The organism is Endozoicomonas sp. Z74, assembly GCF_057680865.1.
On the sequence record NZ_JBLYZI010000108.1, the window covers coordinates 1 to 18007 of the forward strand.

32 protein-coding genes are annotated in these 18007 nt (G+C 47.9%); 10 read left to right on the top strand and 22 right to left on the bottom strand.

All coding sequences use genetic code 11. The annotated features are described in order from the left end of the window. Positions 1-249: 249 nt before the first annotated feature. Entirely contained in the window at positions 250-1146 is an 897-nt protein-coding gene (locus ACNRUY_RS22000; RefSeq protein WP_488113809.1) for a DUF8087 domain-containing protein, read from the bottom strand. Between the two features lie 130 nt (positions 1147-1276). Here ACNRUY_RS22000 and ACNRUY_RS22005 point away from each other — a divergent pair, with 130 nt between their 5' ends. Further along, a complete protein-coding gene (locus ACNRUY_RS22005) occupies positions 1277-1549 on the top strand; it encodes a hypothetical protein (RefSeq protein WP_488113810.1) in 273 nt (90 codons plus the stop codon). Positions 1550-2193: 644 nt separating this feature from the next. Here ACNRUY_RS22005 and vapC read toward each other — a convergent pair. The 12 genes from vapC to ACNRUY_RS22065 form a co-directional block, all read right to left on the bottom strand. After that, a complete protein-coding gene (vapC, locus tag ACNRUY_RS22010) occupies positions 2194-2607 on the bottom strand; it encodes a type II toxin-antitoxin system tRNA(fMet)-specific endonuclease VapC (RefSeq protein ID WP_488113811.1) in 414 nt (137 codons plus the stop codon). Continuing rightward, positions 2607-2846: a type II toxin-antitoxin system VapB family antitoxin gene (vapB, locus tag ACNRUY_RS22015; protein WP_488113812.1), complete on the bottom strand. Its 240-nt coding sequence runs from the start codon at positions 2844-2846 to the stop codon at positions 2607-2609. The genes vapC and vapB overlap by 1 nt, the downstream gene beginning before the upstream one ends. A 115-nt stretch (positions 2847-2961) precedes the next feature. Beyond that, complete coding sequence (locus ACNRUY_RS22020) at positions 2962-3432, bottom strand: hypothetical protein (protein WP_488113813.1); 471 nt, start codon at positions 3430-3432, stop codon at positions 2962-2964. A 203-nt stretch (positions 3433-3635) separates the two neighbouring features. Further along, positions 3636-3914 (bottom strand): hypothetical protein, encoded by a 279-nt coding sequence (locus tag ACNRUY_RS22025; RefSeq protein ID WP_488113814.1) that lies wholly within the window; start codon positions 3912-3914, stop codon positions 3636-3638. A gap of 4 nt (positions 3915-3918) precedes the next feature. Beyond that, positions 3919-4143: a hypothetical protein gene (locus ACNRUY_RS22030; RefSeq protein ID WP_488113815.1), complete on the bottom strand. Its 225-nt coding sequence runs from the start codon at positions 4141-4143 to the stop codon at positions 3919-3921. 5 nt (positions 4144-4148) lie between these two features. After that, on the bottom strand, positions 4149-4364 hold the full coding sequence (locus tag ACNRUY_RS22035; RefSeq protein ID WP_488113816.1) for a hypothetical protein: 216 nt from the start codon (positions 4362-4364) through the stop codon (positions 4149-4151). A 4-nt stretch (positions 4365-4368) separates the two neighbouring features. Beyond that, the gene (locus tag ACNRUY_RS22040; protein ID WP_488113817.1) at positions 4369-4665 is read right to left on the bottom strand and encodes a hypothetical protein; all 297 of its coding nucleotides are present in this window, start codon (positions 4663-4665) and stop codon (positions 4369-4371) included. Between the two features lie 4 nt (positions 4666-4669). Beyond that, complete coding sequence (locus ACNRUY_RS22045) at positions 4670-4924, bottom strand: hypothetical protein (protein WP_488113818.1); 255 nt, start codon at positions 4922-4924, stop codon at positions 4670-4672. Position 4925: 1 nt separating this feature from the next. Beyond that, the gene (locus ACNRUY_RS22050; protein WP_488113819.1) at positions 4926-5096 is read right to left on the bottom strand and encodes a hypothetical protein; all 171 of its coding nucleotides are present in this window, start codon (positions 5094-5096) and stop codon (positions 4926-4928) included. Positions 5097-5282: 186 nt separating this feature from the next. Next, positions 5283-5471, bottom strand: coding sequence for a hypothetical protein (locus ACNRUY_RS22055; RefSeq protein WP_488113820.1), 189 nt, complete (start codon positions 5469-5471; stop codon positions 5283-5285). A 78-nt stretch (positions 5472-5549) separates the two neighbouring features. After that, a complete protein-coding gene (locus tag ACNRUY_RS22060) occupies positions 5550-5807 on the bottom strand; it encodes a PapB/FocB family fimbrial expression transcriptional regulator (RefSeq protein ID WP_488113821.1) in 258 nt (85 codons plus the stop codon). Next, positions 5804-6472 carry a hypothetical protein gene (locus tag ACNRUY_RS22065; protein ID WP_488113822.1) on the bottom strand — a complete coding sequence of 223 codons (669 nt, stop codon included), beginning with the start codon at positions 6470-6472 and terminating at the stop codon, positions 5804-5806. Before ACNRUY_RS22065 ends, ACNRUY_RS22060 begins: the two co-directional genes overlap by 4 nt. Before the next feature lie 423 nt (positions 6473-6895). On the opposite strand from ACNRUY_RS22065, the gene ACNRUY_RS22070 reads away from it, so the two are divergent. After that, a complete protein-coding gene (locus ACNRUY_RS22070) occupies positions 6896-7264 on the top strand; it encodes a hypothetical protein (protein ID WP_488113823.1) in 369 nt (122 codons plus the stop codon). Here the strand turns inward: ACNRUY_RS22070 and ACNRUY_RS22075 are convergent. After that, entirely contained in the window at positions 7261-7521 is a 261-nt protein-coding gene (locus ACNRUY_RS22075) for a hypothetical protein (RefSeq protein ID WP_488113824.1), read from the bottom strand. The genes ACNRUY_RS22070 and ACNRUY_RS22075 overlap by 4 nt on opposite strands. Positions 7522-7605: 84 nt before the next feature. Here ACNRUY_RS22075 and ACNRUY_RS22080 point away from each other — a divergent pair, with 84 nt between their 5' ends. Beyond that, the gene (locus tag ACNRUY_RS22080; RefSeq protein ID WP_488113825.1) at positions 7606-7968 is read left to right on the top strand and encodes a helix-turn-helix domain-containing protein; all 363 of its coding nucleotides are present in this window, start codon (positions 7606-7608) and stop codon (positions 7966-7968) included. Positions 7969-8376: 408 nt separating this feature from the next. Here ACNRUY_RS22080 and ACNRUY_RS22085 read toward each other — a convergent pair whose 3' ends face one another. From ACNRUY_RS22085 to umuD, 3 genes are all read right to left on the bottom strand, one after another. Beyond that, a complete protein-coding gene (locus tag ACNRUY_RS22085; RefSeq protein WP_488113826.1) occupies positions 8377-8694 on the bottom strand; it encodes a hypothetical protein in 318 nt (105 codons plus the stop codon). Positions 8695-8781: 87 nt separating this feature from the next. Beyond that, the gene (locus ACNRUY_RS22090; protein WP_488113827.1) at positions 8782-8982 is read right to left on the bottom strand and encodes a hypothetical protein; all 201 of its coding nucleotides are present in this window, start codon (positions 8980-8982) and stop codon (positions 8782-8784) included. A gap of 44 nt (positions 8983-9026) precedes the next feature. Then, positions 9027-9389: a translesion error-prone DNA polymerase V autoproteolytic subunit gene (umuD, locus tag ACNRUY_RS22095; RefSeq protein ID WP_488113828.1), complete on the bottom strand. Its 363-nt coding sequence runs from the start codon at positions 9387-9389 to the stop codon at positions 9027-9029. A gap of 156 nt (positions 9390-9545) precedes the next feature. Here umuD and ACNRUY_RS22100 point away from each other — a divergent pair, with 156 nt between their 5' ends. The 4 genes from ACNRUY_RS22100 to ACNRUY_RS22115 all read left to right on the top strand — a co-directional run bounded on the left by ACNRUY_RS22100 (position 9546) and on the right by ACNRUY_RS22115 (position 10741). After that, positions 9546-9767: a TA system antitoxin ParD family protein gene (locus tag ACNRUY_RS22100; RefSeq protein ID WP_488113829.1), complete on the top strand. Its 222-nt coding sequence runs from the start codon at positions 9546-9548 to the stop codon at positions 9765-9767. Then, a complete protein-coding gene (locus tag ACNRUY_RS22105; RefSeq protein WP_488113830.1) occupies positions 9760-10059 on the top strand; it encodes a type II toxin-antitoxin system RelE/ParE family toxin in 300 nt (99 codons plus the stop codon). Before ACNRUY_RS22100 ends, ACNRUY_RS22105 begins: the two co-directional genes overlap by 8 nt. A 6-nt stretch (positions 10060-10065) precedes the next feature. After that, positions 10066-10284 carry a hypothetical protein gene (locus tag ACNRUY_RS22110; RefSeq protein ID WP_488113831.1) on the top strand — a complete coding sequence of 73 codons (219 nt, stop codon included), beginning with the start codon at positions 10066-10068 and terminating at the stop codon, positions 10282-10284. Positions 10285-10381: 97 nt separating this feature from the next. Next, a complete protein-coding gene (locus tag ACNRUY_RS22115; RefSeq protein ID WP_488113832.1) occupies positions 10382-10741 on the top strand; it encodes a hypothetical protein in 360 nt (119 codons plus the stop codon). Between the two features lie 77 nt (positions 10742-10818). On the opposite strand, the gene tnpB is transcribed toward ACNRUY_RS22115, so the two are convergent. Then, positions 10819-12093 (bottom strand): IS200/IS605 family element RNA-guided endonuclease TnpB, encoded by a 1275-nt coding sequence (gene tnpB / locus ACNRUY_RS22120; RefSeq protein ID WP_488113833.1) that lies wholly within the window; start codon positions 12091-12093, stop codon positions 10819-10821. On the opposite strand from tnpB, the gene tnpA reads away from it, so the two are divergent. Continuing rightward, positions 12082-12483 (top strand): IS200/IS605 family transposase, encoded by a 402-nt coding sequence (gene tnpA / locus ACNRUY_RS22125; protein ID WP_488113834.1) that lies wholly within the window; start codon positions 12082-12084, stop codon positions 12481-12483. The two genes, tnpB and tnpA, sit on opposite strands and share 12 nt — an antisense overlap. Positions 12484-12632: 149 nt before the next feature. Here tnpA and ACNRUY_RS22130 read toward each other — a convergent pair whose 3' ends face one another. The 3 genes from ACNRUY_RS22130 to ACNRUY_RS22140 form a co-directional block, all read right to left on the bottom strand. Next, entirely contained in the window at positions 12633-13505 is an 873-nt protein-coding gene (locus ACNRUY_RS22130) for a hypothetical protein (RefSeq protein ID WP_488113835.1), read from the bottom strand. A gap of 82 nt (positions 13506-13587) precedes the next feature. Further along, positions 13588-14598 carry a tyrosine-type recombinase/integrase gene (locus ACNRUY_RS22135; protein ID WP_488113836.1) on the bottom strand — a complete coding sequence of 337 codons (1011 nt, stop codon included), beginning with the start codon at positions 14596-14598 and terminating at the stop codon, positions 13588-13590. After that, positions 14595-15032 carry a hypothetical protein gene (locus tag ACNRUY_RS22140; protein ID WP_488113837.1) on the bottom strand — a complete coding sequence of 146 codons (438 nt, stop codon included), beginning with the start codon at positions 15030-15032 and terminating at the stop codon, positions 14595-14597. The genes ACNRUY_RS22135 and ACNRUY_RS22140 overlap by 4 nt, the downstream gene beginning before the upstream one ends. Before the next feature lie 127 nt (positions 15033-15159). Between ACNRUY_RS22140 and ACNRUY_RS22145 the strand changes: the two genes are divergently transcribed. Next, positions 15160-15663 carry a hypothetical protein gene (locus ACNRUY_RS22145; RefSeq protein ID WP_488113838.1) on the top strand — a complete coding sequence of 168 codons (504 nt, stop codon included), beginning with the start codon at positions 15160-15162 and terminating at the stop codon, positions 15661-15663. Positions 15664-15766: 103 nt separating this feature from the next. Beyond that, positions 15767-16294, top strand: coding sequence for a ParB/RepB/Spo0J family partition protein (locus ACNRUY_RS22150; RefSeq protein WP_488113839.1), 528 nt, complete (start codon positions 15767-15769; stop codon positions 16292-16294). A gap of 18 nt (positions 16295-16312) precedes the next feature. On the opposite strand, the gene ACNRUY_RS22155 is transcribed toward ACNRUY_RS22150, so the two are convergent. Beyond that, positions 16313-17656, bottom strand: coding sequence for a replication initiation protein (locus ACNRUY_RS22155; protein ID WP_488113840.1), 1344 nt, complete (start codon positions 17654-17656; stop codon positions 16313-16315). Positions 17657-18007 lie beyond the last annotated feature (351 nt).

The window sequence follows — 18007 nt, forward strand, 5'->3', positions numbered from 1 at the left end:
AAGAACGCCAATGGAAACTCTGATAGATGGCAAAGAGATCTGGAAGGAAAAATTTGTAGCCTGAATTTGACCTGACAGACACCCTCTGAAAAATCGGTGACTGTCAGATCAGGTCTGAACTACTACAACTTATTCGTTAGAAAAACCAAAGAATTAAATGTCTCTATAATTTGTAGCAACCAAGAACTTATCTTACACAAACTGATCCATAGTTGTTCGACCACAACACATCTATTCCCCGGAAATTTTTCAGTGAAACGCTGCGCCTACTACCGGCTCTAATTCATGTTGCAATACGAAGGACTCCCACTCACTTTTTGTGAACTCATACCCTGCATCGGAATAATCGTTTTTGGCCTGCTCAGTAACGAACTCTACGAGATAAAATTCATCAGGATTATCGCCATGAACCGCTTCTACAGCTATCCGCATATCATTTGAGCTTGACGCATATAGCCCTAACATGGGTGGGCTATGCCGGATGGCACCATGAATCTCATTATCGGAAAAGGAAAATGTCATAAGTGGGGAATCATCTTCTTGATATGAAACGATCTTTTTACGGTCGTTTTTATCTATAAATTCATGCAGTGAAGCCTTTTCATCTTCCGGAACTAATGCGATGTAGTCCATTTTAGAGAGTGTGGAGTAGGTGGTGAATTCAGCAGTCTGTATTAATAAAACCTCATTCTCGGGGAGGCTGATCAGCATGGATCTTGGGCGGTCTTCAGTTTTTACGTGGTGCAACACGCTCACTCTTATAGCATCGATCATGTCTGAATCACCATAGACCTCACTCTCCGTTAGAGGGTCAAACGACTCATCAAAACCTTCTAACTCGGGATCGGAAAATATGGTCAGACTTCCATCAGGCCGCCGCTTTACAGAGCATCGCTCTCCTGTTGCTTTCCTGGCCTGCTCCAGCCCTTCTTTTATAATATCGACGTCATCAGGATGCCACTCAGACTCAGGCACCTCATCGGATAACATCGTCGCCATAATCTGATCCGCCGATTTGACCTGATCCAGGTCTAGCCTTCCTGCCCTGACTGTTTTTTTGGTAATCGTGAAACTGGCTTTCTTTTTTTGCTGTGCCTTTCTTTTCCGGTTGCGCTTTTGTAATTTATTTGCTCTTTTAACGGACATAACTACCCTCTCTATTACCGGTACAGTATCTGTGGATTCCAATAAGAAGCCACTGCGGATCAGGCCAACTGTCGAATATGAGTGTAAAATATCAACCTGCAATGTACAGAATATTCAGTGAATCATATTCATGATGCAACTTAATGCTGAACAGCTTCATCTGGTACAGTTAGTGAATGAAAACGCCTTACGTTTCCCAAACACCGATGCTGGCGAGGCTGATCTACTGCAAACCAGCTATGACTACATGGATGCTTTTAAACGAGTGATGGATAGCACTACCCGTGTTCAACTGGACTATATCTGTCAACAGTACGAGGGCTTTTATCGTTTCGCCAGGTTGATGGAAAAGCTGGCACACGCTATTGCCAGTGGCGACATTGAGGTTCCCAAAGACCATTAAGGCGGAAGGCTGACAGCATAAGCTTTGGCGCATCATGGTTGAGAGAACGTGCGTTAAGAATTTAATGCTCTGGGTTGATCTGTATCCACGAATGTTCAGGAACACTGATTGAAGCGCCGTATTCACGCCTCACGTAATCGCTCGGCTGACACTCTTCAGGGGACTCAAGAGTGACCAGAACAGGCATTTTCTGGTGTCTCAGTGCATCAATGTTCCGTTGCCCATCCTCGGGACTGCCCCAGAAAACAATTTTAGAACCTGTTTGGGTTTTGCACGATAACCAGCACAATTCTTTTTCTGGAGATGACCGAAACTCTATAATATTTGATATTACTACTCGCATTTTTATTCCCTTGGCTGGCTGAGTATCACCGGCTAGATTTTAACATACCGCCAAGTCTTTAGGCCGAGCGATAGAGCGGCAAGCTTGGCAGTTTGCTTATTCCCAAACTGTGGCACGTTTTTTAAATCCAACGTTGTTAAAAGCTCGAAGTCACCTGGCTTCAAATCTCTATCGAACTGGAATTTATACCATCTGACGGTATTTTCAGTAGTGGCGAGCACATAGGCCATAAATAGAATCTCAATGTTATCGGTCAGATCGTGAGAGCCTGTAGGTTAATTGCAGAGTTCTCCCAGCCCCGTTATTGTTCGATCTGCTCCAGCCAGTTTTCCACGCGCAGACCATCCACCCGGCCAAACTCACGGACATTGTTCGTCACAGCAATCAGCCCTTCGCTTCGGGAGTGGGCCGCTATGTGCATGTCATTCACACCAATCACCTGGCCTTTTCTTTCCAGATCGGCACGGATGTCGCCATAGTGGACGGAGGCCTTCGGGGTGTAGTCCAGTACTTCCAACCGACTGACAAAGCTCTCAACATTATCCCGGTTCTTCTTTGGGTTCGAGCTTTTCTCAACGCCATGCAATAGCTCGGACAGAGTAATCGAGCTGATGGAAATCTGCCCGTCATAGGCGTTGAAAACCGCCTGTAATTCAATCGGACGCCGCTTGATCACATAGATGGAAATGTCCGTATCGAGCATATACTTCAGCATCAGAACGCCTCACGATCCCTTTGATCCTGGGAAGCCCGTTCGGCCATAAAGTCCTCCGTTACCCCATCAGCCGGATCAACATTGAAAAATGAGTCCCAGGTATTGCCGAGCGGGGAGAGGATGCGGTCTTTACCACGAACCCTGACCCTGACCTTTTTAATATCATCAGGAAAACGGGTTTCCGCAGGGAGCCGTACCGCCTGGGTTCGATTGTTTACAAATACAGTGCCTTGAGCCATCACTATCACCAAAAATCATTGCTATATGTACATTGTATATAGCCACTAGGATATAGCAATAGTATATAGCATGTTTTTTTTAGAATGAACGTGCTGCCGCTGTTCACAGAGCAGGTCACAAGACTGATGAAAGATCGTAATCAGAGTACAGTGCTCTTAACTTCCTCGACTCCAGGTACATTTTCAGTAGCTCCTTTCCGTTTCTATGTTCCACCGGAAGAGTTCCTGCATTCAAAGTTATCCAAGCTGAAATGATTATTTGCCACTTTAACAGCTGGATATCCTCTACAGCTGAAGGCAGGTCATCTTCGTAAGCTTCATCAAGGCCTTTTATCAGCTCTCTTGGAAGTTTCCCCCCTACAGTTTCTTTGTTTATCTCATTATGCCATTTATCCATCAGCAATCTTTCACGTTGAGCCGCAATAAACTCTGATTTAAGTTGGCAAAGTTCATTATCTGAGCAGAATCTTAACTCTTGTGTTTCCTGATATTCACCTAATTTAATAGACAGTTCTGTCAGATTAGTTCCTTCTCGTTCTATTCCGCAGACATCACACTTGTCATTATTTCTTTCATTGTCAGTCATAAACAGTTCTCTATTAACTGATGTCATTATTTTTTTTGCATGGCACGTTGTTAATAAGCAACCCATGTCATGTCGTATCAGGGTAATGATTTAAATGTACTGTATAAGTGATTGTTGCACGTTAGGAATTTTCATCTGTAAACTCTATTACCTTGGCCTGACAGGGCATCACAGCTAGAGCCAACCGGTGAAAACGGGTCATCTCAAACCGGTGCTAACACAACAACACTTTCAGTGCCATCTGGATTGACCGCTTTCCTCTGCGAGCAGTTTTTGAACCTGCTGTCTCTCACCCTGTCTACGGCATGAATCAGCTCTGTTAGTGAGTAGGCCAGTGTCAGCCATAGCAAGGTCTCTATCACTCTGATCTGGAGGAGTGTTGCAGGAATATTGGATAGATCGCTGGATAGGTCAACTGTGGCATAGGTTTTTGCCAGAAGCATCAGAACAAGAAAAATGAATATATGAGTCAGTCTGCCCATATTTTCATTCTCCTTTGTAAATAGATTTGTGGTAGGTGGCTCCAAACTCTCTGCTATCTACAAAACCATTTTTTGAGAACCATGACTTGAGATGCTGTGCATCGCCTAAATGACCGTCAATAGTGAGCTGAAAGCCTTTCTGAAGGGAAACTCGTTTTCCATCAACAAAAAATATCGGCTTTCCTTCAGGGTTAGCCTTTGGGTATATCCAAGACTGAGATACGTTCATTTGTTTTATTTCCCTGATTTTTTGTCTTTTCCTGCATAAGCACTTATGAAAGCAACAGCACAGATACTTACAATGACAGACAAGAATCCATATACCATAGCTTGGCTTAAGCCAACCCAGACGGTTTGACCATCAACAGTTTTAGTCATAAAAATCATGGCTAAAACCCAGATACATATACCTAGTGGTGGCCCTATCGTGAAAGCTCTTTGCAGCATCATTATTTTATTCCCCTGATTTTAAATCAGCGATTTCTTGCCATTGTTCATCTTCTGACAACCGTTCAAACCTCTGGTGCTCCCTGAGTACTTCACCTGAGACACCGGCCTGAAGCGCCATTTTAAATGACACCCTTTCTTCAGCTTCCAACTCTTTCAAAAGACCAAGAATGATTGCATCTTTATCGCCCTGGTATCTGATACTCAGATTTGATGAAGGGTGATGTAGTACACGCTCGATCTTCCATCCTTCGCCTTCAGCAATGGTTGTAGGCAGCTCAAGTTCGGTAGCTTCACCCTTCATTATTTTATTCCCCTGGTTGCCCATCTGTTGATCTAAACCACTCTCGTACACCATCATCATCTGTAATATTGATGCTGATCGTAACATCTGCTTCAGAACGACCTTTGCAAACCTCCCAAGACACATACTCAACAGTATGCGGAGCGCCGTTACCGTTATCATCACAGAGCATAATGGTTTCTCCCTGACAAGGCACACGAGAAAACTCAACAGTCGTAACTTCTTTCAAGTCGGAATCTGTGATTTTTACGATTGGCATTTTATTCCCCTGCTTTTCCTTCAAAACTCAAGGCGCTTTCCTGCTTGATCTGGAGGTATATCAACCCTACTGGCAATGCAACCACTGCAACACCCAGCGCCGAATGCACGACACTGCCCACCAGAACAGCGATCAGTACCAGAAATCCAAGCCCTGCTATGATCTTAGCCATCCCTATTCCCCAGAACGATATTCACGATTCTTCCACTCAGCACACTGCTTGTGTGCTGGCGCATTTGGTGACTCACCGCTGACAACTCGAACCAGATCCTTTTTCTGAATGACTCGCCTGCAAAATCGACACCTCATCCTGGGAGAAATGACATTTGGGTTCCAGTTGCCTCTAGCCATTTTTTTATCACCTTTCTTTGAATTCTTGGATCAAGCTGAAAAGCTCGCAATCGGGTAAGTCGTCTACACAATCCAGCAGCTCATAGTAATCATCCGCTGGGCAGAGCAGTAACGCATTTGCAATCCATTGCTCACGCTGACCCATCTCTTCAATGTGAAGAACATTTTCGGACGCTTTGCCGTGATCGTCAGCCATATCGATTGCCCCTGGAATGTCAAATCATCTTGCCTACATACAAGTATACACTAAATGGTATACCGAACAAGAGAAAGTTTACCTTTTTTTGTAAACCTCTGAAAAGCCGACAACCGCTCTGAACACCTTCTCCAGAACGGGCAGTTTTCGTCCGAAAATCGTCTTGTTAACGCCGTGCTTTGTGTAAGCACCGCTCTTTGTCAGACCACCAACGTAATAGTCTCTGAGGGCGTCAATAAGCGGCTCTGAGCGTATACTTGTTAGACTCAGCAACAGATCAAAAGACTCGTCATTGAGTGAGCCTGGTTCAAGAATGGGCGGCTTTTTCATGGTCATCGGTAGAGCCCTTCGATCACAGTCTGAACGGACTCTGGTTGTCGCATGCACTTCAAACGGATTGTTTCTGCTGTCAAACCTGTCAGCTCAACTGCATCCCGGATGGCTTGGGTAGTTCCTTCAGAAGAACGAGCCCTCCAGAAGTTAAGCAAGAAAGATTGCTGTAAGGTTTTGATAGTCACTCCTTCTCCTAAAAAATACTTTTTGAACTGTCGTTGCATCTGAACTGGCTGAGTGATGGTGTCACCTTGAAACCTGCGTTTGAAATTTAACTCATAAGGTGAGCCATTGGGTTTCAGAAAGAACCTGGACTCAGGATCGAGCCCCATATATAAGGCTCTATCGAGCAATCCAAGCCCGGTTTCCTTTCTCCACTCTATGTAACGTTCGAGCACATCTCGGAGATATGTACTTCTGCCAATATAAAACAGCCTGGATTTTCCTGTACTACTGAATTCAGAAGGTAAAGAGTCAACTTCTACCAGGCCTGACGTTTCAGTAACTACATGCCGTACCTTCATCAGGCTTAACTCAGCGGCATTGAAATAAGCCATTCCACACAGTGCTATCAGCGCTGCGTCCATCGGGCAAAAAGGGGAACCCGTATGTTTTTCAACAAGCCTCTTCACGTCGGACGGCTGGAGTTCTTTGTTTTTCCTGGGCAATGTTTCATATCCGTTATTTGTCCGATGTGAAACACATTAGCAGTCTTTCAGCTCTTGAGCAATTGTCCAGACCAGACAGAGTGCGGTGTAGCAAGAACTTAGGGGAATCGCCTGCGGTGATTAGTGCTCTACACAGCTTCAGAAGTGAAAACCAGCGGAGCAGGCTGTTTCTGATTTCGACTTGCCACCGGTAATCCTTCTCTCGACGGGCTCTTCTGAGGCTTTGGTGCGGTCCTGGCTTTGGCCGCAGGCTTTGTCTCTTCGCCAGTCGGAAGACTGGTAAGCTCATCCTCCAGCGCCACAAGCTCATCCTCTGATAGGAAATCTGACATAAGGGTCTATTCTCCCTGCTGACAGGAAATATCATGTCCGTAATGTAAAAGGTTACTTAACTTCAGTTTTTGCTGCTTTTGTGAGGTAAAGATGAAAAAGCTAACTCTGTTGATTCTTGTGCCAATGGTGTCGTTTGCGATGATGGAAGGAGAACCTCGCCCGCCGGTTTCTTACGAAGCGTTTCAGGCTCTGGCAAGTATGCAGGTCAGAGTGTACGTAAGGTGGGCAGACGACAGTGAGCATTCTGCCGTCGCTACACGGTTATATAGCGGCACCGATGTTCACTACGCGGTGCCACTTGGAGCGCTGCCTGATGATTTCACCAACATAGAGAGCGTTCATTTCAATGAGGGCTCGAACAGAATAGATTTAACCCTCACACTTTTGCCTGACGGGACAGCACCCGCCGACAAGAGTGGCGCAGTCGGCTGGGTGCTATTCGATATAAAAAAGGACTAGCTAAGCAGTTCCGCTACTGTTGCAAAGGCCTTGTCGAGCAGTGTCTGGCGAGAAGGCTCAAAGTACAACATGACCGGGTTTATCCCTGCCACAACAGTGCAGTCAAGCTCCGGCATATAGTGAGTGCTGCCCGCTAACTCTTCCCACCCCCCTTTGACATCAGGGACGATCTTTCTGAGAGCCTTTGGGAGCTGGGTCAAGGGGATAAAACCGCCAGGCACGCTACCGCCACACCCATCTCGCGTGATGGCTGCCATGCTACCACCCCAGGTCTTGCAGGCAAAGCACCAGGGCGGCGCAGGGCAGGATGCTGGCATGTACGCAAGGGATGTGGTGAACTGGTGTGTCTTCAGACAATAACAGCAATAACATCAACAGGAACGGTTATGGACAACAGCCCTCAACAGCGCATCCAGTGCCTTCACGAGCTGACTTCGCTGCCACCGGCCATGCTTCTGGCCTGGCGATCCGGAACCAACAAAGCCAACGTGACTCGTTTTCTCAACGGCGAATTTGACGACCTGGAGAGGAGCGTGTTCGAAACGATCTGCAACGCTCTTCGTATCTGCCCCCAGTGGCTGCAAACCGGGGAAGGCCAGCCGTTCAATCATGAGTTGATCGTTGCGTCCCGCCATCCTGGCGAGCACGCCTGTCGGTACAACCATATCGTGACAATCGCTGTTCTGATGCAGCAAGGGCTATGACAGAACTGCAACTTCATTTGTCATAAGAAAAACAGCCATATCGTGACAAATTCAGGCAATTACTACGACAACCTGACAATTCCTTTCGCCAGATTGTCAAAACTACCTGCACGGTAGGTCGCGTTGTTATACCCTGTCCCAGACCGGCACACATCTACTCAACTGCTTGCACAGCAGGCTCTACAGATAAAGTAGCATTACTGCGGCTATGTCATCCTTGGTTGGTTTTATGCCAAACCTAATTGTTTTATGTCACGATATGGTTGTGCTGACAACGCCCTTTGCCACCAGTGTCATCAAACCGTGCAATGGCGGTACGAAGACAACAGCTTTATGCGTGAGATCATGGGGCTTGAGGAAAGAGTGAGGCTGACCGCAGAAAGAACCTGATTTCCCTCCTCAAGGGGTTCATTGGGCGAACTGGATCAGGTCAAAAAAACGCTGGTTCGGGAACTGCTGGCAGAGCGTCATCTGTTCCAGGATAAAGGCCTCAATGCTGCGCGGGTCATTGGCGATGTCAAGGATGTCGGCCCGGTTCACTAACAGCCCAGCCACCACAATGACCTCCTGACCCTGCGGGTGCTCCAGTACTTCCCGGCAGGGGAGGGAAGTGGCCATGTGAACCCGTTCCCTCATCTGCGGGGAAAGCTGGTTGAAGGCTTCGTTTGCCGTGAGGTTCAGGGCGAGCAACAGCACCGAACCGGTCAGTAACTTCCCTGTGGACAATGGCATAACTCCAGCAACAGTGACGTTGACGCGCCGCCTGGGAACTCCCTTCCTGAACGCGGCACAACCAAGGAAAGTATAACCCCTTTATTTGTACTGGGCCTCGCTCCACATGGGCCATGCTTTTTCTATGACGGAGCCCCTTTCCCCGACTACGTTCATGGAGTGAAGTGTCATGGCGATAACCTGCCGTGCAGGCAGTTGGCCGATGCAGGAACGACGCTTCACAGATTCAATGACCTGCCGTGCAGGCAGTTTGGCGTTACCCCGCTCCACAGTGCAGGCCATCCTCACCCCTGAGGGTGGCCTCAGTTTCACATCAAACCGGTGCTTCATGCCCCTCCCCGACGGTACTGGTTAACCGCCGATGCCACCACGCCCCATATCTCCAGATCCTGATCCTGGTTGACAGGGATCGGTGCCGTATCGCTATTGGCAGTCAACGTGACGCGCCCCTGGCTGAGGTTGAGTTGCCGTACCATATGCTCCCCCTGATAGATCACCACGACAATATCTCCGCTCATGGCTTTCAGGCTCCGGTCAACCACCAGGATGGCACCGTCGTTAATGCCTGCTTCGGTCATGGCATCGCCAGATGCAATGCAGAAAAAAGTCGCCGCCGGGTGGTGGATCAGGTGCTGATCCAGGGAGAGCCGAGCCTCCTGGTAATCAGCTGCGGGAGAGGGGAAAGCCATGAATGCCACCTACGGTTAACTGTTCATACGTACAGTATAAATTCTCCAGGCCTCGGTGACCAGCCATGCCTTGCTGCCGGTTAAATCAAAGTTACACAGCTTGTTGCAATCTGCTACAATTGGAAGCAATAAAAACCGTTTGAAGGAGTGTCCAACATGGCCAGTGTCCCCCTGAGACTGGATCAGGAGCTGGTTGATGCCGCCAGCCTGACCGGAAAAGTCAAAAAGCGTTCCGCCTCAAAGCAGATTGAGTACTGGGCTACCCTGGGCAGGGCGGCCAAGGAAAACCCGGATCTGCCAATCCATTTCATTGAAGAACTGATGGAGGCCGATGAGGAGCGCAAGCAGGGTGAGACTACGGAGTACCGGTTTGGCTAAGGCAAAGCGCATACTGCAAACGGCACGGTTTGAACGGGCGGTAAAAAAGCTGAAGAAAAACCAGAAGGCCGATCTCGACACGGCTATTCGCCTCATTGCAGATAACCCGGACATCGGAGCCCGGAAAACCGGGGCGCTAGGACACATACAGGTATACAAGTTCAAAATGGTGAAGCAGCTGACGTTGCTGGCTTACTATTTTGACAAGGGTGAGCTGGTGCTTGAGCTGGTTTCTTTTGGGAGCCACGAAAATTTTTATCGTAACCTGGAACGTCACGAACGAAATAGTTAAAGAGCAATGATTAAGGACTACTCCAGAAAAAGGCTGACAGCCAACAGCAAAGGCTTTTACCAAGGAATCGTCTATTCGGCGGCCATTACTGTGACCCTGTTTGACCAGCCGACGGATGCCAGGGAGCTTTTACGATCTGCTTCCATGAGCCGGGAGCTGGCGATCAAAGCTCAGTGTGATGAACAGGATATTCGTTCGATTGACGATGCCCGTGCATGGCCGTGAGGCTTGGTTGTCTGAAAAACACATTGGCCGTACCATAGCCACTGACACAGCCACTTAACAACAACAGTATCTGCAAGGCTGTCTGGAGAGGAGCAAAATGCCGAGAGGGTATACCGATATTGTTTTCAAGGGTGGGCCAAAAGATGGAGAGGTCATCAAGCAAGTGTATCTTTTCGGTTTGCCCGATTATCTGACTTTTCAAAGAGAAGTCTATTTTGCCGATGCGGGAGACCGGGTAGCGATAATGAAAGGAGCCCTTTGTGACCGTTGGCTCTCCTATTCAACTGACCTCTATGGCAAAAAAGAAAACGAAAAGCATAAGAGCGGAACGGTTTACGAGTACCAGGGAGAAAGCCTGGTTGGACGCTGCAGCGCCCAGACAAAATCAGGAAAGCGGTGTAAAAAAAAGGCCTTGACTGGCAAAAGTTACTGCAGTGCGATACACAAGCCAAAGTAACATCTCATAAGGGGTAGATTGGCAGCAATAGCAGTATTACCGCGTATAAAATACGTTATGGTGACATACTCCCACCACTAAGCGGCTGAAGCGGGGGCTTCTTGCGACCCATGCCGAAAATTCTCAACATCTTTCGCTGTAACTCCTGCACTGACAAGATGTATTACAGGGGAACTCTTTACACAATCGCTGTGTCCCAGCGAATCAGCTAAACCGAAATCTCGGATATTTTTGGCGGCATTGACGTCACGGTCATTGATGGACTGGCATGACGGACATTGCCACTCTCGCACTGACAAGGGCATAGCTTCCATTTTGTGGCCACAACAGTTGCATAGCTTGGAGCTTGGCTGAAACCGCCCGATACGAATCAGGTTCTTGCCATTCCAACGGCACTTGTATTCAAGTGTCGTTAGAAACATGCCCCAGCTTGCATCCTGTATGGCTCTTGAGAGCTTACGATTTTTGACCATGCCTTTGATATTCAGGTCTTCGACGGAAAACGTAGTTGCGTGGTTTTTGTCAGCCAGTTTTGCCGTTACCTGATGAATGAAGTCGAACCGCCGATTGGCGATCTGTTCGTGAATAACAGAGACTTTTCGTTTCTGCTTTGCCCGATTGGTTGATCCTTTTTTCTTTCTTGCCAGCTTCTTCTGCTCTCTTGCAAGCCGAACAAGAGAAGCCTTTAGAACTCTGGGGTTACTGGTTTTGTTGCCTTCACTGTCGATGAGGAAATCACTCAGGCCAACGTCCAGACCAACCGTATTGCTACGCTCAATAGTGGCGGGTACAGGATCGACCGCCCCGTCATCTACCAATACGCTGGCAAAGTATTTCCCCGACGGGGAGCGTTTGACCGTAACCGTCTTTATTTTTCCTGAGAACTCTCTGTGCAACTGCGCCCTGATCCCTTTGAGCTTTGGAAGACTGAGAGTGCTTTTGGCAAAATCAATTTTCACATGCTGCGGACATTGATAAGACTGCCACCCGGAGTATTTTGATTTGAACCTGGGGAATTTAGACCGGCCCCGGAAAAAGTTGGTGAACGCCGTATCAAGATTAGCCAGGGATGCCAGCAGGCTTTGGCTATTGACCTCTGCCAGCCACTCTTTGCCGTCTTTCTTACTGGCTACCAATTGATCTTGGATCTGACGTTTTGACAGGCTCTTTCCTGTCTCCTTGTAGTGCCGGTCTTTTTCAGCCAAGGCCCAGTTATAGACATGACGAGCGCAACCGAAGTGCTTTTCTATCAGCACCCTCTGTTCGGCATTGGGGTAAATTCTGTACTTGTACGCTCTCATGGCTCTAAAATACCACAACAAATAACTTAGTGTAAGGCCATGAAATCTCATTATCACTGTGTATATAAGCTAAAATATCATTTAGTGTTAGTAACCAAGTACCGGCGAAAGTGCTTCACTGCTGCGATGCTGGACAGGTTGGAGACAATCTGCCGCGACCTTTGCGAAAAATGGGAGGTTGGTTTGGATGAGTTTGGAGGGGAAGCTGACCACATACACCTGATGCTCGACTTTCACCCGAACATAATGCCGAGCAAGTTCATCAACAACCTGAAAACCGTCACCAGTCGTCTGATAAGGAAAGAGTTCTCCGAGCACCTGAAGACGTTTTACTGGAAGCCGGTATTATGGACAAGGGCCTATTGCTTGATAACCGCTGGCGGCGCTCCCCTGGAAGTACTCAAAGAGTACATACAAAAACAGGAGAGGCCGGAAAAGTGACAGCCCTTTCCGGGCTGTTCGCTATCCATCGCCACCCAAACCCAAAAGGTCGCACAGCTCCCAATTGGGTTATCGGTGGAGAATTACGCGATGCTCGTTAAAACTATATCCGGGCGGCCATTGCCTTTTATCCTCACCGACCGGTTCGGTCAGTCCTCCATCACCGCGTCCTGGTACTGGCGCCAGAACCGGCCAATATCCTGCATGAAGTCTTCCTGGTCCGCCCTGATTTTTTCATAGGGAACCCAGGTACTGGCAATGGCCAGGTTACCCCCCGGATGACTGCTGAAATACAGATCCGCAAGCGAGGGGAACTGGCAGGTTTCAGGCCGGCTCTGGTCGGTCTCCCGCAGCAGGAAGATGCCGTTGGGTGTCGGGATGCATGAGCTTTTCGTGCCAATGTCCAGTGGCACCAGATCCCTTCCTCCAGGAAGGCCCTCCCCCTCCCAGAGCCTGTCGATATCAGCAGACTTGAACCAGTCCCGGCCCAATTCCATGATGGTGAACGCCTGCAATGACTGGGGGCATAACACTTCTTTCATTACGTCGTGAAAACCGGTGATGGCCTTCCGTCGGTAAAAGATCCTGGCAAGGGCATGATGGCTGATGTTGCAGATGGGGAAAATGGCCGGGAACAGGTGATTGCCTTCAAAATCGGGACTCATGGACCAAAGGCGCAATCGCTTGGGAGAAACCCGTTCGAAGAAATAATAAATACCGAAATCATCAATGACCTTGTTTTTCTTGTTTCTGGAACCCAGGCGCTGGCGAACCGGAGACGGGGCTTGCCCCTCCGGTATATCAGGACAAACGCCCCGGGCCAGGTAGGTGAACTGATTCGGCAGTTCGTTATGCAAAGCCCGCCATGCTTTTCTTGCGTTCTTCTGCCGGACCGCGCTGAGCCTGCCCATCTCACGGAGCAAAAAGTCGGTGTTGCAGCGCATTTCACGTATACCACGGCTGACAATGCCTTCCGCCAGGGACATTGATTTTGACGTAATCTGGATTGTTGCCTTGACCATCCTTTCAATCTTTTTCTTATTTTCTACACGAGTTGTATCATCGTACTGCAAGAGGCATCAATGGCTAGGGATCGTTGTTTTGCTATTCCATATTCACCAACAGTTCCGCCCCCTTACTCCCGGATTCCAAATACCGTAATGCGGTATCAGCAGACTTCCAGCCAATATAGTCCATCAACGTTTTTACGTCCGCCCCTTGATCCCGCATCAGGTTCGCCAAGCCTCGGCGCAGGGAATGCGAACCATAAGATTGGGCATCAGGCAATCCAGCCTCGACACACAGCCTTTTGATCCAGTGACACATACTCCCCGGGGATAACGGTGCATCCGTCAGACTCCCCCCCTTGAAACGGCAAAACAACCAGGATTGTTGGTCCACCAGGCCAGCCGCACTGACCCAGTTATTCAGGGCCGTTACCGGGCAGAGTTCCGGCATGGCCATCATTTCAAAGGTTTCGCCCCTTGCCTGCCGGTCTCCCTTGCTCGCCGGTAAAAAAATCGACACACCCGCCACATTCTTTCCCGATACCCGTCGATGGATCGGCTTGATAAACCCTGTCTTCAAATGACACAGACTGTCCGCCCGGAACCCCCTCCAGAAACCGATCAGGATCATGGCCAGATCCCGGTGGGCTTTCAGCCAGACTCTCTCCTGGTCAGCGGTTACGATGCCGGACTCAACAGCGGCATTCATTTTCCCCTCCAGATGACGGGCCACTTGCTCCAGATCACGGTATGAAAACGGCCTGACCTGAGCCGGGGCCCGGTTATGTACACGACGAATCCCCCGCATCAGTTTTTTAATCGCTTCATGGCTGGTTGGGTCGGAAAATCCCTGGGCTTTATGCCAAAGCGAAAGCGCCACCAGGCGCCGATTGAGGGTGGCCACACTCAGCTGGTCCGCATAATCGGCCAGGTATGCCTGGACGGTTCCAACCGATGCCGGTAGCAGACCTTGCCAGGTTTCCTCAAAATGCGCGATATCGGATCGGTAAGCCCTTCGGGTATTTACAGAAGACCCCTTCCTGATATAACTCTCTATTTTTTCCTGCTGCTCAGAAAGGCGGTTTGCGGGTTTGGGCAGATCTGTCATGGGCGACCTGCCATTTTCAATAGTGTCTGAATCGCCTCATCGACCGTCAATCCGTGTTCCTCAGAGAACCGTTTAAGGGACAACGCCGTTGAGTCGGATACCTGGAGGGTTCTTTTGCGCTCACGCTCGCCCTGTTTGCCCGGTATTCCTTTAGCATAGAAAGCCTGTCGAACGTTCGCCTGCAAACGTCGCCACCCTTGCTCGCTGAGCCAGTTGAGCCGCCAGCTTTCAAGTGCTTCATGGCACCCCGCTTCGTAGGCCAGGATCGTTTCAAATTCCTTTTTGGCTTCAAAGACATCAACCGGTCTCTTTAACCAGTTATCCAGTTTGTGATTCACCACCCAGGACTGAATGCAGTTGTGAAAAAAAATGGCTTTATCGGGTGTAATGCCTACTTTGGGTCTACCCACTCTTTTTGGTGTAGTCGTCATCATCGGAATATTACAATATAGTCACTACATGACTTTATATACACGAAACGACCATAATGCAAGACCCCAACGCTTAATTAACCATTGCTGAGATGTGATGAGGAGTTGAAACATATCAAAGTTGATATGATTGGATAAAACAGTACCAGCTTTCAAAGGACAGGTTTTTCACAAACTTGATAAGGGTGTTTTCTGTGGTAAAACCTTAAAAAACAACGGAACCATCGACATGCATAATTCACACAAGGTTTTGATGACTGAGGTCCACTGCCTGGGTTCCATTACCCGATTTGACACAATTAAAATAGAAACAGATTTACATACATTTATCGTTCTCCGCGAACGACAGGATAATCCAGGCAGCAGCGTACCCAACGCAATCGATCACTGCCTGAACTATTTCAGGCGTCACGGAATTTTGAAGCTTGTGAACACGCAGCAATATTCGATTCTTTATTTTGATCCTGGGATCCCGCACATATCAAAAATAAATCCACTTGCCTCAAATAACGGCAAGAGCAATAGCATATCGTGGTCAAAGATACCTCAGAGTTTCATCTCCGCTCTCGGTCTTGTAGGCCATGTTTCCGCCGATCCCCAAAAAACATTGGGCATATTTTCAGATTGCCTTTAGCGTTCGACATCGCTTGTGTAACATAGAGCAATGTTACACATAACGTTTCATGTGAAACAATCCTACTTTGACCCGGCCAAATATATCTGGAGATCTTCCTATCGTGGCGCAACTGACAGGTCTTTCCAAGAAAAGCAAAGAGAAGATTCTTCAATGTCAGCTTGAGTGGCAACCTGACATCATTAAAGAGGCAAAGCTATACGCTGATGCCCTATCTGAACCTGATGTCAGTCAATCCCTCCTTGCCATGGCGATTGGTCGAAAAAGAAGTTATATAGCCAACGTCCTCCGTTTGCTTCAGCTGCCTGATACGGTTCAGTCACTTCTGAGCAAAGGGAGCCTGTCGTTCTCCCAGGGAAGGGTTATTCTCAGGGCCATGCCTGAGTCTCAGGAACGATTAGCCCATGAGTGTATACGTAGTAAATGGACCGTGAGAGAACTGGAAGCACATCTAAAAAATGCACGACCTTCGGAGCCAGAACTAAAGAAGGCCGCTCATCAGTTATACAAAGATAAGGGGTTGATCTCCCAAATTCAGATTAATGATAAGGGAAATTGTTTTATTCGCTTTGCCTTCAGGTCTCACACAGAAGCACGAGAGTTCCTACAGAAGCTTGAAAAACTCCAGTAGCGGCAGATTGCAAAAATGTCACGCCCTAGCCCCTGCTAACCAGCGCATCCACCTCAAAACCCAGTTCTGGCTCTTGTACTGTTTTTCCCTTGCGTGAAGTATGAACTTAGAAGTCTCTGCATCGTGGTCCAAGTACGGATAAAACTTAATTGCCCATGAAATAAGCTGATCATCGATCTCAAAGTCTGCAGGAATAGGTACAGGCTCAGAGGTCTGAAAACTAGCAGAGTACCATACGGCTGTAACTGATTGAGCAGGATCGATATCACCAGGCATATCACTGTGATTTGAGGCTAAGAACCCACTGTCCTGAAGCCAAGTGACATACCAATCGATAGTGCTGATATCAGGGTAATGCTCTCCATTTTTGGTGATTTTCTCTCTTACTTCATGTTCATGGCTTAATATGAAATGATTGAACTCTGATCGAATATCGTCCGATTCGAAGCCTTTTTTATCAAAAATTCTTTGTAAATCCTTACTGAGCTTCCGGTAGTATTCCGTTGCAAAGTAATACTCGATCGGGTGCATCCATGACTGGCTCGCGGCCCTCAATGAGGTTCGACGGCTGTAGTCAATACTGTAGCTTATCTTTATTGCATAAACCTTTCTGCCTATTTTTAGCTCTTGAACAGCAGTATCTACGATATCTGTTTTGTCTGATATCCCTTTGAGAGCTGGAATTAGAATCTTTCGTTTAACATTCTTGTATTGAGCATAGGATACTTGTACATCTGGCCTATACCCCATAATATCCGGAAAATACAAGTCACTTGAAGACTGCATATACTCTTCGTAAAGATAGAAGGTTCTTGTCTTATGCAGAGTATTTTCAACACTTGACAATGCTTTGTACAAATTCATCTGGTATGTTGTCGAGCACAAAGCAAGCAAACGCAACTGAAATCGATGATAACTCTTCGTCAGTTCTCCAAAATAATCGTTGATGGCAGATCGAGTAAGCTGTATCTGAATGAGCCCCCTACCCTTACTGACCTTTGCTTTTTCTATGAGGCTGACCACCTCATACTCACCAGGTGAAATTCTCTTCTCAAATGCACAGTTCCCAAGGCCTCTGGCTGCCAGATAAAGATCTGAGTATATTTTGCCACTGTTGTAGTCCAGAGCTTTTTCAATATCTGGAATGTATAACGTGACCAAAGGAACCTCTTCCTTGCCAGTTATCTTTTTAAACTGTATTTCTGATGCTGTCAGCAACACCAACCTTTGCTGGTTGAGAGACATATTGTGTCGAACATAATAGAAGTCATTAGACTCCTTGAGGATCCTGTGTTTAGCACTGGTTATATTGTTAACTTCAATAAGGTCAAACTGTTCTGAATCGTCATCATGCGCTGGCATAAGGTGACTCCGGCAAATCATAAAAGTCACCTTAACCAGTTTTACATTTCCTGTCACCTTAAAAATTCTTGCTTATTCTTGAGCAATTATTATTCCTATTCTTAAGCAATTCTTAAAGCATTATTGAAGTTTTTGGATGCCTTGCAGTACTTGGTCTCTAGACAGATATGGTGACTCATAGGGGGTAAAAGGCGACCACCGGGGGGCGAAGGGTGACCACCGGGGGGTAAAGGGTGACCACCGGGGGGTAAAGGGTGACCACCGGGGGGTAAAGGGTGACCACCGGGGGGTAAAGGGTGACCACCGGGGGGTAAAGGGTGACCACCGGGGGGTAAAGGTGACCGTTGGGGG